Source organism: Thalassospira permensis NBRC 106175, assembly GCF_000714555.1.
Taxonomy (GTDB): Bacteria; Pseudomonadota; Alphaproteobacteria; order Rhodospirillales; family Thalassospiraceae; genus Thalassospira; species Thalassospira xiamenensis.
Window position 1 is genome coordinate 50,034 of record NZ_AUNC01000013.1, and the last position, 14,546, is coordinate 64,579.

At 53.6% G+C, this 14,546-nt stretch carries 14 protein-coding genes and 1 other RNA gene; 5 read left to right on the plus strand and 10 right to left on the minus strand.

Going from position 1 to position 14,546, the window contains the following annotated elements; translation table 11 throughout:
- Positions 1 to 34: 34 nt before the first annotated feature.
- The 3 genes from SMB34_RS09075 to ffs all read right to left on the minus strand — a co-directional run bounded on the left by SMB34_RS09075 (position 35) and on the right by ffs (position 2,505).
- Positions 35 to 358 (minus strand): YbaB/EbfC family nucleoid-associated protein, encoded by a 324-nt coding sequence (locus tag SMB34_RS09075; protein WP_007091823.1) that lies wholly within the window; start codon positions 356 to 358, stop codon positions 35 to 37.
- Complete coding sequence (locus SMB34_RS09080) at positions 355 to 2,256, minus strand: DNA polymerase III subunit gamma/tau (RefSeq protein WP_037989386.1); 1,902 nt, start codon at positions 2,254 to 2,256, stop codon at positions 355 to 357. Before SMB34_RS09080 ends, SMB34_RS09075 begins: the two co-directional genes overlap by 4 nt.
- A gap of 154 nt (positions 2,257 to 2,410) precedes the next feature.
- Positions 2,411 to 2,505: signal recognition particle sRNA small type (ffs, locus tag SMB34_RS20875), an RNA gene on the minus strand.
- Positions 2,506 to 2,702: 197 nt separating this feature from the next.
- Here ffs and nudC point away from each other — a divergent pair.
- On the plus strand, positions 2,703 to 3,629 hold the full coding sequence (gene nudC, locus SMB34_RS09090) for an NAD(+) diphosphatase (protein ID WP_037989388.1): 927 nt from the start codon (positions 2,703 to 2,705) through the stop codon (positions 3,627 to 3,629).
- Positions 3,630 to 3,714: 85 nt separating this feature from the next.
- Positions 3,715 to 4,509, plus strand: a complete 795-nt coding sequence (locus tag SMB34_RS09095; protein ID WP_084716543.1) for a substrate-binding periplasmic protein — start codon at positions 3,715 to 3,717, stop codon at positions 4,507 to 4,509.
- A 20-nt stretch (positions 4,510 to 4,529) separates the two neighbouring features.
- Here SMB34_RS09095 and SMB34_RS09100 read toward each other — a convergent pair whose 3' ends face one another.
- Together SMB34_RS09100 and SMB34_RS09105 are read right to left on the minus strand one after the other, a co-directional pair.
- Positions 4,530 to 4,898, minus strand: a complete 369-nt coding sequence (locus tag SMB34_RS09100) for a DUF1636 family protein (RefSeq protein ID WP_037989438.1) — start codon at positions 4,896 to 4,898, stop codon at positions 4,530 to 4,532.
- 41 nt (positions 4,899 to 4,939) lie between these two features.
- Positions 4,940 to 5,821: a LysR family transcriptional regulator gene (locus SMB34_RS09105; protein ID WP_037989392.1), complete on the minus strand. Its 882-nt coding sequence runs from the start codon at positions 5,819 to 5,821 to the stop codon at positions 4,940 to 4,942.
- 141 nt (positions 5,822 to 5,962) lie between these two features.
- Here SMB34_RS09105 and SMB34_RS09110 point away from each other — a divergent pair, with 141 nt between their 5' ends.
- Positions 5,963 to 6,571 carry a glutathione S-transferase family protein gene (locus tag SMB34_RS09110; protein ID WP_037989394.1) on the plus strand — a complete coding sequence of 203 codons (609 nt, stop codon included), beginning with the start codon at positions 5,963 to 5,965 and terminating at the stop codon, positions 6,569 to 6,571.
- A 136-nt stretch (positions 6,572 to 6,707) separates the two neighbouring features.
- On the opposite strand, the gene SMB34_RS09115 is transcribed toward SMB34_RS09110, so the two are convergent.
- On the minus strand, positions 6,708 to 7,376 hold the full coding sequence (locus tag SMB34_RS09115; protein WP_037989395.1) for a glutathione S-transferase family protein: 669 nt from the start codon (positions 7,374 to 7,376) through the stop codon (positions 6,708 to 6,710).
- Between the two features lie 170 nt (positions 7,377 to 7,546).
- On the opposite strand from SMB34_RS09115, the gene SMB34_RS09120 reads away from it, so the two are divergent.
- Positions 7,547 to 8,227, plus strand: coding sequence for a TetR/AcrR family transcriptional regulator (locus SMB34_RS09120; protein WP_037989397.1), 681 nt, complete (start codon positions 7,547 to 7,549; stop codon positions 8,225 to 8,227).
- A 28-nt stretch (positions 8,228 to 8,255) separates the two neighbouring features.
- Here the strand turns inward: SMB34_RS09120 and SMB34_RS09125 are convergent, their stop codons facing one another.
- From SMB34_RS09125 to SMB34_RS09140, 4 genes are all read right to left on the minus strand, one after another.
- Entirely contained in the window at positions 8,256 to 9,341 is a 1,086-nt protein-coding gene (locus tag SMB34_RS09125; RefSeq protein WP_240478789.1) for a 2OG-Fe(II) oxygenase, read from the minus strand.
- 41 nt (positions 9,342 to 9,382) lie between these two features.
- Positions 9,383 to 10,528, minus strand: coding sequence for a succinyl-diaminopimelate desuccinylase (gene dapE, locus SMB34_RS09130; RefSeq protein WP_037989401.1), 1,146 nt, complete (start codon positions 10,526 to 10,528; stop codon positions 9,383 to 9,385).
- A gap of 143 nt (positions 10,529 to 10,671) precedes the next feature.
- Positions 10,672 to 11,517 carry a 2,3,4,5-tetrahydropyridine-2,6-dicarboxylate N-succinyltransferase gene (gene dapD / locus SMB34_RS09135; RefSeq protein WP_007091836.1) on the minus strand — a complete coding sequence of 282 codons (846 nt, stop codon included), beginning with the start codon at positions 11,515 to 11,517 and terminating at the stop codon, positions 10,672 to 10,674.
- A gap of 191 nt (positions 11,518 to 11,708) precedes the next feature.
- Positions 11,709 to 12,407, minus strand: coding sequence for a pyrimidine 5'-nucleotidase (locus SMB34_RS09140; RefSeq protein ID WP_037989403.1), 699 nt, complete (start codon positions 12,405 to 12,407; stop codon positions 11,709 to 11,711).
- A 427-nt stretch (positions 12,408 to 12,834) separates the two neighbouring features.
- On the opposite strand from SMB34_RS09140, the gene SMB34_RS09145 reads away from it, so the two are divergent.
- On the plus strand, positions 12,835 to 14,520 hold the full coding sequence (locus SMB34_RS09145; protein WP_037989404.1) for an EAL domain-containing protein: 1,686 nt from the start codon (positions 12,835 to 12,837) through the stop codon (positions 14,518 to 14,520).
- Positions 14,521 to 14,546 lie beyond the last annotated feature (26 nt).

Consider the following 14,546-nt stretch of genomic DNA (forward strand, 5'->3'; position numbering starts at 1 on the left):
CGGCATGACCGCAATTTGATACCGGTTTTGCCGATCAGAACGGAAGTTTGAAACCTTCCGGCAGGTTCAACCCGCCGGTGACGTCCTTCATCTTGTCCTGAACAGCGGCCTCGACCTTGACCTTGGCGTCGTTATAGGCTGCAACGATCAGGTCTTCGAGGACTTCGGTATCCTCGGGATCGACAATGCTTTTGTCGAGTTTCAGGCCGCGCATCTCGCCCTTGCCGTTCAGCATGACCTTGACCATGCCAGCCCCGGACTGGCCTTCGATTTCAAGTGCAACAAGTCCTTCCTGCATTTCCTGCATTTTGGACTGCATCTGCTGGGCCTGTTTCAGCATCCCTGCAAGGTTCTTCATAGCTCGTCGTCTCCTTCGAGATAAAATGCATCATCGTAAACGGAACCGCTGTCATCCTGCTCGCCCTCGGTTTCTTCCTGTCCCGGTGGCAGATGGACGGCAACGATTTTTGCCTTGGGTAATCCGTCAAGGATCGCCTTGACCAGCGGATCAAGTGATGCATCCGCCTTGCGCTGTTCAAGTTCCTCAAGTTCCTGTTCCTTAAGGGTCGGCGCACCTTCTTCGCGTTCCGAAACACTGACCAGCCAACGATGACCGGTCAGATTGTTCAGGGTTTTGATAAGCTGGCTCGACAAATCCGCACGCGCCCCGCGCGCCGGACGGAATTCAATGCGACCCGGTTCGTATTTCACCAGATGCATATAGTTTTTAAGCTGTATCGCAAGTGCGGTTGTTTCCCGCTCTTTCGACAGCAATTCGGCGACTTCGGCAAAGGTTTCGGGCAGCTTGGCATAAACCTGCTGCGGGGCCTGTTCTGGCTCACCCAGCGGATCAGGGCGTGCATGGGCAACCGCCGCCCCGCCGCCATTAACCACCTGCATGCGCGGACCCGGTCCGCCACCACCATTGCTGCCGCCGCCACCTTGCGGTGCATTGCCGGATTTGTTCAGATCATTGCGCAGTTTCTTGATCAGATCGCCCGGGGGGGGCATTTCGGCGGCATAAGCCAGCCGGATCAGGATCATTTCAGCCGCCTGGATCGGGCTTGGCGCAATGCGGGTTTCTTCCAGACCTTTAAGCAGCATCTGCCACGCACGGGTTAATTGCGGCATGGCAAGCTTGGCGGCAATTTCCTTGCCGCGGTCGCGCTCAATCTGCGACACGCCCGGATCATTTGCCGCCTCGGGTGACAGTTTCACGCGTGTCAGCCAGTGGGTCAGGTCAAGCATATCCTGCAGCATCACCGCCGGATCACCGCCCAGTGCATATTGCGCCCCCAGCAATTCCAGCGCTTCGTTGATTTCGCCCTTCATGGTCCGGTCAAACAGATCGAAAATCCGCGACCGGTCTGACAGGCCCAGCATATCGCGGACCTGCTGGGTGGTGACTTTGCCCGCACCATGCGAAATCGCCTGATCCAGAAGGCTCATGCCGTCACGAACCGATCCGTCAGCCGCACGCGCGATCAGGGCAAGCGCCTCGTCCTCGATATCGGCATGTTCAAGGGTTGCGATGCGTTTGTAATGGGCGGCCAGTTCATCGGTCTGAACCCGGCGCAAATCGAAACGCTGGCAACGCGAAAGAACCGTAATTGGAATTTTGCGGATTTCGGTGGTCGCAAAGATGAATTTCACATGCTCCGGCGGTTCTTCCAGCGTTTTCAAAAGCGCGTTAAACGCACTTTTCGACAGCATGTGCACTTCGTCGATGATGTAAATCTTGTAGCGTGCCGATGTCGGGCGATACCGAACGCCTTCGATCAGTTCGCGAATATCGTCAACACCCGTGCGTGACGCGGCATCCATTTCCAGAACGTCGACATGACGGTCTTCGGCAATCGCGCGGCAATGCTCGCAAACACCGCATGGCTCGATGGTGGCATTGCCTTTGCCATCCGGTCCGATGCAGTTCAGCGCGCGCGCAATGATGCGGGCGGTCGTGGTTTTACCGATCCCGCGCACCCCGGTCAGAACAAAGGCATGCGCCAGTCGGCCACTTTCAAGCGCATTCGACAGCGTCTTGACCATCGGTCCGTGGCCGATCAGCTCGTCAAAGGTTTTCGGGCGATATTTGCGGGCAAGAACCTGATATTCGCTTTTGGGCGCCTCTTCGGCCTTTGGCGCAGTGAAAGATGCAGGTGCCGCCGCGGCGGGTTCCTGTTCCATATCAAGCTCTGGCGCCTCAGCCTCGGGCGTTTCTGGTGCTGACGTTTCGGCGTTGTCGATCTGATCCGTCATTCATCCGGTCCGGCATGTTTCAATGTGCTTTGGTTTTAGCAGCTTCGCCCCCGCATGGGAAAGACCAAGTGGGAAATTTCCCGCACAAAATTCCATAGCAGGCATGATGCTGCAAAGCATGGCGGAAACAGGTGATTTTTGGGGGATATAAAGGGTGAGAGACTGAACCGCGACCCGGAAAAACTCGTTACGGCTGCTACCTTCCGGTCCTGACCGGGTTGGCGAGCGGTCCGTCCACGGCCAGCCTCTCGCCCCCTATATCGCGCAAGGAACCATAAAACGCAAGGCCCGGCTTTGATTTTTTGATAAATCGCATGATCGTGGCTTTGACGGCGGGTTTGGTCGCGCTAATGTCGGTGCCCGTCACCTGAATATGCTGACCCACCATATTGAATTACGGGACTCGATCCCGTCTCTGGTGGATCCAACCAAGGAATTGCCCCGAAATGGACAGGCTGTTTTACGAAGCAACACATCTGGATCGCGATGCCCAGTTGCGCACCCGGGAAAACTGGCGCGAACTGTTGCTGGCTGAGGTAACCGTCAAAATCCTGATCTGCCATGGCGGTGATCCGCTTTTTGCCTGGCCCGAAGACATGAACGAACATGAACTGGTCGTTGTGGGCGGCCCGGCATTGCCACATCTTGATCTCGAAATCGAACGGGCAAACTGGATCTATATCGGTCGACAGGGCGGCGAGGCGGTCATTGCCATTGATATCGAACCGGTTATTTCCGATCGTGATGATGCCATTCGTCGGCTTGGGGGCGGTTTTGGCGATATGCGAAGCCGCATGGCAGCCCTTTCCGAAGACGAGGCCGCCCTGGCGGCCCAGGCCCGTGCCATTTTCAACTGGCACCACAAGCACCGTTTTTGTGGTGTTTGTGGTCACCCCAACCATGTGATGGAAGCCGGTTACCGTCTGCAATGCAGTAATCCGGTATGTGGCACACCGCATTTCCCGCGGACTGATCCTGCGGTCATCATGCTGATCCATCACAATGATCATGTGTTGCTGGCGCGCTCACCACAGTTTCTTCCGGGGACCGTTTCTGTGCTTGCCGGGTTTGTCGAGCCGGGCGAAACCCTTGAACAGGCCGTTGCGCGCGAAGTGTTCGAAGAAGTCGGGATACGCATCAAACGTGCGCGTTATATTGCATCTCAACCATGGCCTTTCCCCGGTTCATTGATGCTGGGTTTCGTCGCCGAGGCAGAAACGACCGACATCGTCATTGATGAAAAGGAAATTGAATTTGCGATGTGGGTGCATCGCGACGATGTTGCCGGGCTTCCCGAAAAGGGCATCAACCTTCCCCGTCCGATTTCAATTGCACGCTACCTTCTGGAAAATTGGCGCGAAGGCCGCATATAGAAGGGATCAGCGTCATATCCTGATGCAAAATCCGGGGCCGACGCGCATTGGCAATTTATAGTGTGCGAAAAGGGAGAGGCTTCTGATGCAGGGGATATTTCGTTGGTTTTGTCATATGTCGAGCGTACTGGTTTGTGGGGTGTTTGCCACAGTGGCCAATGCTGACACCAAGAACGCGATACCTGTTAAGGTTGGCGCCTATGAATATGGCGTCGTCTATTTTTTTGAAAATGATAAACCTTCAGGTTTCACCCCGGAATTGATTGCAGACCTCAATGCCATCCAATCGAAATACTTTTTCGAATTGGTCGAAACATCGTCACGTCGTCGCTACAACGATCTTGCGATGGGGGGCTTCGATCTCATTTTGATGGAAAGTCCCGACTGGGATTGGAGAGATCAGGATGTCCTGTTTTCTGATCCCATTGTTGTCGAATATGATTTATTCATTGCCCGCAAGGAGGACGTTCCGGGGCCAGGTTGGTTCGACGATATAACCCGACATGAGCTTCTTTGCGTACTGGGGTTCCATTATAAATTTGCCTCTTTCAACGCCAATCCTGAGTATTTGCAAGATCATTTCGGTGTTTTGTTCCACTATGACGAACAACAATTGTTCGACCATTTGTTGGACGGAGAAGGTGACGTTGGCATTGTTTCAGCAGGATTTCTGGCAAGAGCCTATGCAAAAAATCCGGAACTGAGTCAGAGAGTATTTATTGGACCAAGCCCTGATTTCAGCTACGAGCTGGTTGCGGTTCTTTCAAAACAGTCGGCGATATCGCTGGCTGAGTTCAATGATTTAATCCGGATAGTGAAAAGGGAAGGAAATATCGCGCAGGAATGGCGCGATATGCATGGAAATTTGCCAACAGGTTAAGCTTTTGGCCTCAATTGCCGTCAGTCTAGTGGCGGGATTCGGGCAATCACATTGCGACGCAGACTTTCAGGGCGTTCACGCCACGGCACGATGCCGTCATCTGTTTCCGCGTATTTTGTGGCAAGTTCCTGCAGATCAGCGATCATGTTTTCCGGATCAATATTTCCGTAAACATAACCCCATTTTCCCATGCCATTCAGCGCAACCGAACAGCCCGACTTGCAATTGGTCAGGCATTCAACTGCCCTGATTTCAAACGGTATGTCCAGCGTCGCCCCGTTTTCGACCATTTTATCAAACAGTATCCGACCGTGACGTGGCTCCGTTGCCCCTTCGGTCGAGGATGCGGTGCAGGTCGTGCAGATATTCAGGCGGGCTTTTGGGGACATGGTATCCGTCATGATTATGGTGTTTGCGGGGGCGCATAAAATCAGCTTGCCGCGCGTTTGGTCAAGTCGTCATCAACTACATACTCGCTGACAAAATTCTGTATCGCTGCGGCAAGTTGGCGATCAACAAGTGGGTGAGACGTATCTGACAGCATCAGGGCTACACCGACTGCGGGTAATGGTGGGAAACCGTCGCGACTTTCAAGAATCTGAAACTCATCGGTGACGCTTGCCGCTGCAAGGGCGGCGACACCCAAACCGTCACGCACCAGATGCAAAAGCGATGCGGCCTGTCGTGTGGTCGCAAGCAAGGTATATGGCCGGTCTGCCTTGGAAATCGCATCAATTGCCCATGCATGGAATTTGCAATCCTCTGCAGGCAGAACAAGTGATAATGGGTTTGCCAGATGTTGTCGGTGAATGGGGGATGAAACCCAGACACCGGGCTCATGACGCAAGAAATATCCTTCTTCACCCTGTTCCGACCGGCTGATGACGGATATATCAAGTTCTCCTTGGTCGAGCATCCGGCGCAGCAATATCGTCGGGTTGACGGAAATGAAGAATTTGGCATCGGGATGGACCTTGCGTATTGCACGCAGCACCACCGGCAGGATTTTCTGAGTGTAATCATCCGGGCATCCGATCCGGATCGGACGGCTGCTATCATGACCGCGCATCTTTCCCATGGCTTCGTGCTGCAACGACAGCATTCGCCTTGCATAACCGACAAAGGTGATGCCGTCCGCTGTCAGCAAAACATTGCGGCCCTCCCGTTCAAACAGCTTGTTTCCGACAAGATCTTCCAGCCGTTTCATCTGCATGGAAAATGCCGATGGAGTGCGGCCGATCCGATCCGCAGCACGGTTGAAACTGCCACATTCGGCAAAGGCGACAAAGCTTCGGAGCAGATCGGAATCCATGTGACTTCCTTTGATCAGTAAAAAAGATCAATAAAATTGAACGGTCAGGTCAAAACTATTCGATTGTTTGATCCTGGGCCAGAACCAATTATCTCCCTCGGCCGGCCAGTACGAAACCGTATGTGCCAAAGGAATACCGGAATGATACTTCACGATTTTTTACCGTCGGGAAACGGCTACAAGATTCGTTTGCTGCTGACCCTGCTTGGCAAATCATTTGATCTGGTCGAACATGACATCACCAAGGGTGAAACCCGCACACATGACTTCATGTCGCGGATCAACCCCAATGGCAAAATTCCTGCGCTGGAATTCGATGATGGTCGGGTTCTTGTCGAAAGCAACGCGATCCTGATCCATCTTGCCGATGGAACGCCTTATTTGCCGGCCGATGCGTGGGAACGCACGGAAGTCATGCAATGGTTGTTCTTTGAACAATATGATCATGAACCAACGATTGCTGTTTTGCGGTCATGGGTCGGGATCAAGGGCATGCCTGAACATGCCGATATTCTGGTGCCGATGAAGCGGGCTGGTGCGAAAAAGGCGCTGGATCTGATGGAAAAGCGGTTGTCGGGGCATAACTGGCTGGTCGGGGACGCACTGTCGATCGCAGATATATCCCTGTATGCCTATACTCATGTCGCTGAAGAAGGCGAGATCGACCTTTCGGTATATCCAGGCATCCGTGCGTGGCTTGATCGTGTTGCGGCCTTGCCGGGCTATATTCCGATCACGTGGAAGCCCTGATTTTCCGGGGATAAAAAAGGCAACCGCCCCGACGCCGGAAAACATATTAGGGGATTCCGGAACGGGGCGGCTGTAACATCCAATGCGCGAACCAGTTAGCGCAAAGGGCAAAGTAAAAGGAAGGTGCGGGGGGCCTCTATGCCGTCCGCAAAATACGGTCCGGTAACAGCGGGTCGGTCACAGCCGCAGAATGGCGTGCCTGAAAACTTTTGAACGCCGTATCCAGATTTGGTACTTCTGCCAGAATTTCCGGTCCCCCTGGCATTGCTTTGAGATAGTGGATCATGGGCATGATCAGCATATCTGGAATGGTGAAACGCTGGCCGAATAACCAGCCATCATCATAATGCGGATCAAGAATTTTAAGGTCATGAGCAATAAGATCGCCCATGCGCTTCATTCGGACCGCAAAACCCGGGTCATTGCGCTGTTCTGTATCGGCAAAAACCATCGGGATGACAAATTGCCGCAGGATTTGTGTATCCAGCCGCGTTGTGGCGACACTGATCCATTGTTCCATGCGCGCCACTTTGTCCTTTCGCACCGGACGCAATAGCGGTCCGTCAAACGCATCATCAATGTAACGGCAGATCGCACTGGTTTCGTACAGAACCAGATTGTCATGAACCAGAACCGGCACCTTGCCGAACGGATTGAATTGCAGCAATTCCGGTGTTGGCTCTGCGCCTGGGGATTGAATGCCTTTGGTGCGGAACTCGAACGAAATCTGTTTCTCGATACAGGCAATCCGTACCGTGCGCGAGAGACTGCTGCGCGGCATGCCGTAGATGATCACCTTGGACATCGCAAAATCCTTTGCATCTGTAGTGGTGTGTCGTCGCGGTTGCGCGGCTCTGAATCAGCGCCCCGCTGCGCGAGAGTTGCCAACAGGATTACGCACGACATAATATGTTCAAGAACATATTATAAAAATGTGCGAGCCTTGTTTCCCGTCACCTCAATCGGAGCCAGATCATGCCTTACAGTCCGGATCACAAACCAAAGACGCGGCTGAAAATAATCCGATCGGCAGCCAAGCTTTTCAAAACGGTCGGCTATGAAAATGTGACGATCGATCAGGTGATGGCCAATGCGGGACTGACGCGCGGCGGGTTTTACGCGCATTTCAAAAACAAGGAAGACCTGTTTGTCGCCACTGTAGATAGCGGTATTAACCTTTTGTCAGAACCGATCCTGTCGCGTTTGCGCAAAGCAGAAAAATTCGGCCTTGATTGGACCACGGCCTTTGCTGATCTATATCTGTCGAACCAGCACCTCAATCATCCTGGCAAGGGATGTGCGTTGCCGACGCTTTCAACCGAAGTTGCCCGGTCGGGCGAGCGGGCGCAAAAAGCCTTTTCCAAGGTGATCCGCGGGGCGTGTGGCAGGCTTGCCGGAAAACTCGCACTCGAAGAACGCGGTATAGCCCCGATGACCCGCGAAGAAGCCGATGAATGGTTTGAAAACCCGCCACTTGATGAAATCAGCAAGGAATACCGCATCAATGCGACCGCGATGCTGTCGATGATGGTCGGTGCAATGGTTCTTGGACGTGCGGTTGATGATGAAACTGCTGAACTGATCCTCAGTTCGGTGCGAAAAACGGTGCCGCGACTTAAATCACCGCAGAAAAGCGGAACGGATGCGGCGCTTTGACCGGCCGAAAACACGATCTAGGCCTTGATCAGCGTTTCATCGCAAGTGGTGCAACCTGGCCTTTGCGTTGTGCAATCATTTTCTGTTCTGCAATCGCACCGGCTTCATCGGTTAGGAAGGTAAATATCCCGAATCGGCGTCCCTTGGTCACCGGCATTGCTTCATGCAACAGTGAACAGGAAAATACGACGGCACCCCCGGCAGGCGGCGCGTAAAGGCCGCGACCATACTCGGGAAAACGAACCTGCCCGCCTTCGTAAGTTACCGGGTTCAGGTTTAGCGACACCGCAAATCGACGATGTGCGGTAAATGCGGTGCGATTGTCCCGGTGGCGACCGAAATGTCCCTTGTCAGCGGCGTCATAACACCCGATCCTTAGGGCTTCCATGCTTGCCGTTCTGAACTGGAATGCCTTGAACAGTTCCGGGATAACCCGCCCCACAAGTCGGCTTTTGACTTTCTCAAACAGCACTTCATCCAGAAGGACAACGTCATTGCGCTTTTTGATGTCGGATTTCGCCGTGCTGCTGTTTTCCGTCCCCTTGGATACACCATCCGCACGCTTTTCACCGGCTTCCCAATAGGAAATCAGTTCCTGACACAATTCCGGTTCCAGAATGTCATGCAGCAACATGACCGGTGCCTGGCGATTGATCACGTCTGATTTGCTTCCGGCGTGGATTGCCTTGCAGACGTCAATACCGTTATCAACATCCGCAAACGATGCGTTGAACACCAGCCGATGATTTGGATCGATCAGAAGCATTGAGGGGCCAGTAACGCCAAACAGCTTTTTGACCGCGTTTTCCGCGTCATAAAGCTCGGTTGCCTTGGCGTTTGACTTTGCTGCCTTCCTGGGGCTTTTAGTGCCGCCGATGATCAGAAAAGTCAGGGTCTCGCAACCCGCGACCTGATCGAGAAACCGGTCAATTTCCTGCCATGTTTCCTTGGTCGGTTTTTCATCCAGCAACCAAAGCGCAAGTGTGTTTCCCGCGATCAGTTGATCTGTCAGGTCGACCGTTTGTCCGGCGGTATCGGGCAGGACGATTTTCGGGACAATGTCACCTTTGGCAATCCGAATTGAACTGGTTGCGGCCTTCGGTGTCTCTGCCATTTCCCTGATCCCCCGATCCATTTAAATCTATCCGGCCTTTCTCAGACTTTCGCAAAGTACCCCGAAAGAATATCGGCGTAAATCACGACCAGTTTTTCGATATCATCAATCATCGCATGCTCATCGACCTTGTGCATGCTTTGCCCGACAAGGCCAAATTCCGCGACTTCGCAATATTTGTGGATGAAGCGCGCATCCGAAGTGCCACCCGTTGTGCTCATATCCGGTCGGTGGCCGGTGACTTTTTCCGATGCGTCGGAAATAAGGGCTGCCAGTCTGCCCGGCTCGGATACAAAGGCTTCGCCGGAAATCTTGACTTTAAGGTCATGGGGACCGGCATGTGCGGCACAGGTTTCACGGATCCATTTTTCCAGATCGACGCCCTGATGCAGGTCATTGAAACGGATATTAAATGCAGCACTGACCTTTGACGGAACCACGTTGGTCGCCGGATTCCCGGCATCGATGGTGGTGACTTCCAGATTGCTTGGCTGGAAATGCGGGGTGCCCTGATCGAGTTCATGCGTGGTCAGTGCATTGAGGACCTTTAACATGCGCGGTACCGGGTTATCTGCCAGGTGTGGATAGGCAACATGGCCCTGCGCGCCATAGATCGTCAGCCAGCCGGTGATGGAGCCGCGGCGACCGACTTTCATCATCTCGCCCAGATATGTCGGATTGGTCGGCTCGCCAAGAAGGCAGACATCAAGTTTCTCGCCATGCTTGTCACACCAGTCCAGCAGCTTGATCGTACCGTTCACCGCATCGGCTTCTTCATCACCGGTAATCAGGAAGCTGATGCTTTCGTCAAAATCGGGATGGGTCGCCAGAAAGGCGTCAACGGATTCAACGAAACAGGCAATGTTGGTTTTCATATCAACCGCGCCGCGCCCGAACAGACGGCCATCCTTGATTTCGCCACCAAATGGATCAACAGTCCAAGCCGCGACATCGCCCGCCGGAACCACATCAGTATGCCCGGCAAAACAAAAATTGCGCCCTTTGGTTCCCAGCCGCGCATAAAGGTTGTCTATGCTGTCCCAGCCGTCTTCGTGAAACACTTTTCGTTTGCAGTCAAAACCACGTGCTTCAAGGGCTGTCTGCAAGACATCAAGCGCACGGGCATCCGCAGGGGTAACGGACGGGCAGCGGATCAGGGATTGGGCAAGATCAAGGGCGGCGGACATTTGATATTCTCTTGGCTTCTTGATGAACGAGTAGGATTAAAAATCCATCATGGATGTTTCAAGTGAAACATTTGATGTGCAAAGGGGCGAAACGGCATTCCGCTTCGCCCCTTATAGATCATTGGCAAATCCGGTGACAGAAATCAGTCACGCAGCAATTCGTTGATCGAGGTTTTCGAACGGGTTTTTTCATCCACACGTTTGATGATGACCGCGCAATACAGGCTCGGTCCCGGCTTGCCATCGGGCAATGGCTTGCCCGGAATGCTGCCCGGAACCACAACCGAGTATGCCGGAACGCGACCTACAAAGGTCTCGCCGGTGGTGCGGTCGATGATCTTGGTTGATGCGCCGATAAACACACCCATCGAAATCACGGCACCTTCTTCGACGATAACACCTTCGACGATTTCCGAGCGCGCCCCGATAAAAGCGTTGTCTTCGATGATGACCGGACCGGCCTGAAGGGGCTCAAGCACGCCACCGATACCGGCACCACCCGACAGGTGAACGTTTTTACCGATCTGTGCGCAGGAACCGACCGTTGCCCAAGTATCGACCATCACGCCGGTATCGACATAGGCACCAAGATTCACAAAGCTCGGCATCAGAACGGTGCCCGGTGCGACATAGGCCGAACGGCGCACGATGCTGCCCGGTACGGCGCGGAAGCCGGCATTTTTGAATTCAGCTTCACCCCAACCTTCAAATTTTGACGGGACCTTGTCCCACCAGTTGGTGTTTTCGCCGGGGCCGCCGGAAATGGTGGTCATGTCATTGAGACGGAAGGACAGAAGAACCGCCTTCTTGGCCCACTGATTGACAATCCACTTGCCGTCTGTCTTTTCGGCAACACGCAGTTTGCCGCTATCAAGTGCGGCAAGCGTCTGGTCGACGGCCTTGCGGATTTCACCCTGGGTGGCGGAGCCGATTTCGTCGCGGTTTTCCCATGCGACGTTGATCACGCCTTCAAGTTCTGTTCTGTCCATTTTCAGAAGTCCTTGCGGTCAGCCTTAATTTCATGTCGGGCGGAGAATGGTCAAAGCCTGCTGTGAAGTCAACTCCGCCAGTTTACGTAGTTCCGGCTTTTGGGTGCCCTGATTCTGACCCGCGCAAGAATTACCCGATCACGGCGCCAAGCTCAATCTTGGAACCATGACAAATTTGCCCGAACCCGGTTTTAGGCCGGACCCTTGCCCAGTTCGCGTAAGAAATGCACCAGATTGTTGGTTTCGTGGTCGATCCTGGGATCGTCGCGGCCAACCTGCGCCCATTCCTCGTCAGTATGGACCCATACGGTCGTCATGCCCATGTCCTTTGCCGGAAGCAGATTTTTGGCCATGTCTTCGAAATAGATCGCGCGCGTTGGATCAATTGCATCGCGCGCAAGCAATCGGTCATAGGGCTGGCGTTCGGGTTTGGGGATATAGTCGGCGTCGACGATGTCAAAGATGGTTTCGAAATGGCTGGCAATGCCAAGGCGATCCATCACCCGTTCGGCATGCCCGCGCGATGCGTTGGTGAAGATTACCTTGCGGCATGGCAGCGCATCCAAAGCAGCCGCCAGTTCCGGCGCAGGATCCATCACGGACAGATCAATATTGTGAACCTTGTTAAGGTAATCCGCCGGATCAATGTCATGTTCGGTCATCAGACCGCGCAGCGTCGTGCCATAGCGGTGAAAATAGCTTTTCTGGATCACATAGGCCTCGTCCGACGGAATCCGTAATGTATCACGCACATATTGCCCGATTAGATTCGAGACCTGCGAAAACAGGTCGCATGCCGAGGGATAGAGCGTGTTGTCGAGATCAAAGATCAGGACATTGTCCGGCGCAATACGCGGAATGACAGCAGTGGTAGAAACGATCGAGGGCATGTTGAAGCATTCCGGTTATGGGCGATGGTGGCACAAAGCTACGCGGCGTTCACGACGTTCTTTATTATGGGATTACATCCGGTTTGCAAAGGTGCCGACGGTGATTTTGCAATGCAGCATTGTAGGCATGCGGTTTTTGCAACAATTTCAGGCTCGAATAATTCGGGGTAGGGGTTTAAAAAGCGCAGCCTGAACAAAGATATAGTCAATCTGTGTTTGGAGCCGGGAGGTGCCAGGGGAATGTTCCGAATTTCGGCGCGTTACGCACCCGGAAATGTATTCGCGAAGTTCGAAATCTGTCGGTGCTGTAAAGGCGTTATTAAGGGTGCCATGCAGATGATAGGCGAATTCGTCTTTGCGGATGATGTGACTTCCTGAATTGGGGGCAGGAAGGCGCAAGGATTTCGAGGCAGCGCAAGAGGACCCTTTGGAAAAGCTTCTCAAAAGTCGAACGACGGCACTTCGGAACGAACGGAATCGTTTCGCTGCACTTGCGTTTGTGTGGGGGGATCTTCTGCTTGAACTGGATGACGATCTGAGGATCGTGTTCGCATCCGGGGCGGCAGATGGCATGATGGGCCGGTCCGCAGCCGACCTTGAAGGACATAGTCTGCAATCGGTTCTGGCCCCACAATTCCGGCCGCTGGTTCAGGAAATGCTGTATGTGGCGCGCCGTCGTGGCCGTATGGACAATATCCAGGTGCGGTTTATTCGCCCGGATGAGCAGTTAAGCGCCCCGGTTTCCATGAGTGGTTATTTCCTGCCCGATCTTGGCGATCATTTCTTTGTTGCCCTGCGCGTTGCGATCAATACGCTACCCCATGATGTGGCGCGATCAATCAGGCGCGATGAGGCAACCGGACTGATGGACGAGGAAAGCCTGTCCCGGGTGGTGACCGAACGCCTGATGGCGCAACGCGAAACCGGTGCAGAACACAAATTTACCCTGATGACATTGAATGCCTTTGATCCGCTTTGCAAACGCATGGAGCAGATCGAACGGGATGAAATGCTGTCCAGTATCGGTGCATTTCTAAGGGCGCATTCCGTTGCCGGGGATACTGCGGGCCGCCTGAATGGCAATCAGTTCGGTATGTTGCACCGGCCCGATGTGCCGGTTGGCGAACTTGAAGATCGGATTGCCGATTGTGCGCGGGACGCCGATCCGGAAGGCAAGGGGGTGGAGATTTCCACGTCTGTTACCGACTTTACGGCCGAAATGATCCCGCCTGGCGATCTTGCTCGCGGGGTGCTTTATTCTATCCGCCGGTTCTGTGACCGGCAGGAGCACGGATTTACATTTTCGCGCCTGATAGGGCAGACCCCCAATCTGGTGAATGATACCTTTTCGGCAATGCGCGATTTCGGCATGCGGGTTGACCGTCTGAAATTCGATGCGGTTTATCAGCCGATCGTGCGGTTGCCATCTGCGGAAATCCATCATTTCGAGGTCTTGGCGCGCTTTTATGATGACGATGGTAATCTTATTCCGACGGAACGACTGATCAGCTTTGCCGAACAGGTCAATATGATCCACAGGCTGGATCTGGCGATGATGCGCCGGACCCTCAAATGGATCCGTAACCAGCTGGACGAGGGCATCGATGCCCGTGTGGCGGTCAACGTTTCGGGTCATAGCATCGAAAACCCGGATTTCTGCCGGTCTGTGATTGCACTGTTTGAACGCAATCGCGACACGATGGGGCAGTTGATGATCGAGATTACCGAAACGGCCGAGATTACGGATATCGATACCGCATCAACCTGGATTTCACGGTTCCGCGATTTTGGTGTTGAAATCTGTCTGGATGATTTCGGTACAGGAGCATCGAATTTCCGATATCTCAGTGCGCTGGATGTTGATTATGTCAAAATAGACGGGGAATCGATCCGGCAGTCATTGAAGGCAACCAAAGGCCGTGCATTCCTTAAATCGCTGGTCGATCTTTGTCATGAACTGAAGGTCGAGGTCGTGGCCGAAATGATCGAAACCGAAACCATGCGCGAAATGGTTACCAAGGTCGGTTTTGACTATGCCCAAGGATATCTTTTCGGTAAGCCCGAAAAGGACATTACGCTTTACTGGCGCAATATTAATGATCCCAAACGGTAGTAAGTTCAGTATCCGTTAGTCACCGT

What these genes read in the sequence shown, in the direction of transcription:
- SMB34_RS09075 (WP_007091823.1), bottom strand. Translation starts at nt 358, where the DNA reads ATGAAGAACCTTGCAGGGATGCTGAAACAGGCCCAGCAGATGCAGTCC.
- SMB34_RS09080 (WP_037989386.1), bottom strand. Translation starts at nt 2,256, where the DNA reads ATGACGGATCAGATCGACAACGCCGAAACGTCAGCACCAGAAACGCCC.
- nudC (WP_037989388.1), top strand. Translation starts at nt 2,703, where the DNA reads ATGGACAGGCTGTTTTACGAAGCAACACATCTGGATCGCGATGCCCAG.
- SMB34_RS09095 (WP_084716543.1), top strand. Translation starts at nt 3,715, where the DNA reads ATGCAGGGGATATTTCGTTGGTTTTGTCATATGTCGAGCGTACTGGTT.
- SMB34_RS09100 (WP_037989438.1), bottom strand. Translation starts at nt 4,898, where the DNA reads ATGTCCCCAAAAGCCCGCCTGAATATCTGCACGACCTGCACCGCATCC.
- SMB34_RS09105 (WP_037989392.1), bottom strand. Translation starts at nt 5,821, where the DNA reads ATGGATTCCGATCTGCTCCGAAGCTTTGTCGCCTTTGCCGAATGTGGC.
- SMB34_RS09110 (WP_037989394.1), top strand. Translation starts at nt 5,963, where the DNA reads ATGATACTTCACGATTTTTTACCGTCGGGAAACGGCTACAAGATTCGT.
- SMB34_RS09115 (WP_037989395.1), bottom strand. Translation starts at nt 7,376, where the DNA reads ATGTCCAAGGTGATCATCTACGGCATGCCGCGCAGCAGTCTCTCGCGC.
- SMB34_RS09120 (WP_037989397.1), top strand. Translation starts at nt 7,547, where the DNA reads ATGCCTTACAGTCCGGATCACAAACCAAAGACGCGGCTGAAAATAATC.
- SMB34_RS09125 (WP_240478789.1), bottom strand. Translation starts at nt 9,341, where the DNA reads ATGGCAGAGACACCGAAGGCCGCAACCAGTTCAATTCGGATTGCCAAA.
- dapE (WP_037989401.1), bottom strand. Translation starts at nt 10,528, where the DNA reads ATGTCCGCCGCCCTTGATCTTGCCCAATCCCTGATCCGCTGCCCGTCC.
- dapD (WP_007091836.1), bottom strand. Translation starts at nt 11,517, where the DNA reads ATGGACAGAACAGAACTTGAAGGCGTGATCAACGTCGCATGGGAAAAC.
- SMB34_RS09140 (WP_037989403.1), bottom strand. Translation starts at nt 12,407, where the DNA reads ATGCCCTCGATCGTTTCTACCACTGCTGTCATTCCGCGTATTGCGCCG.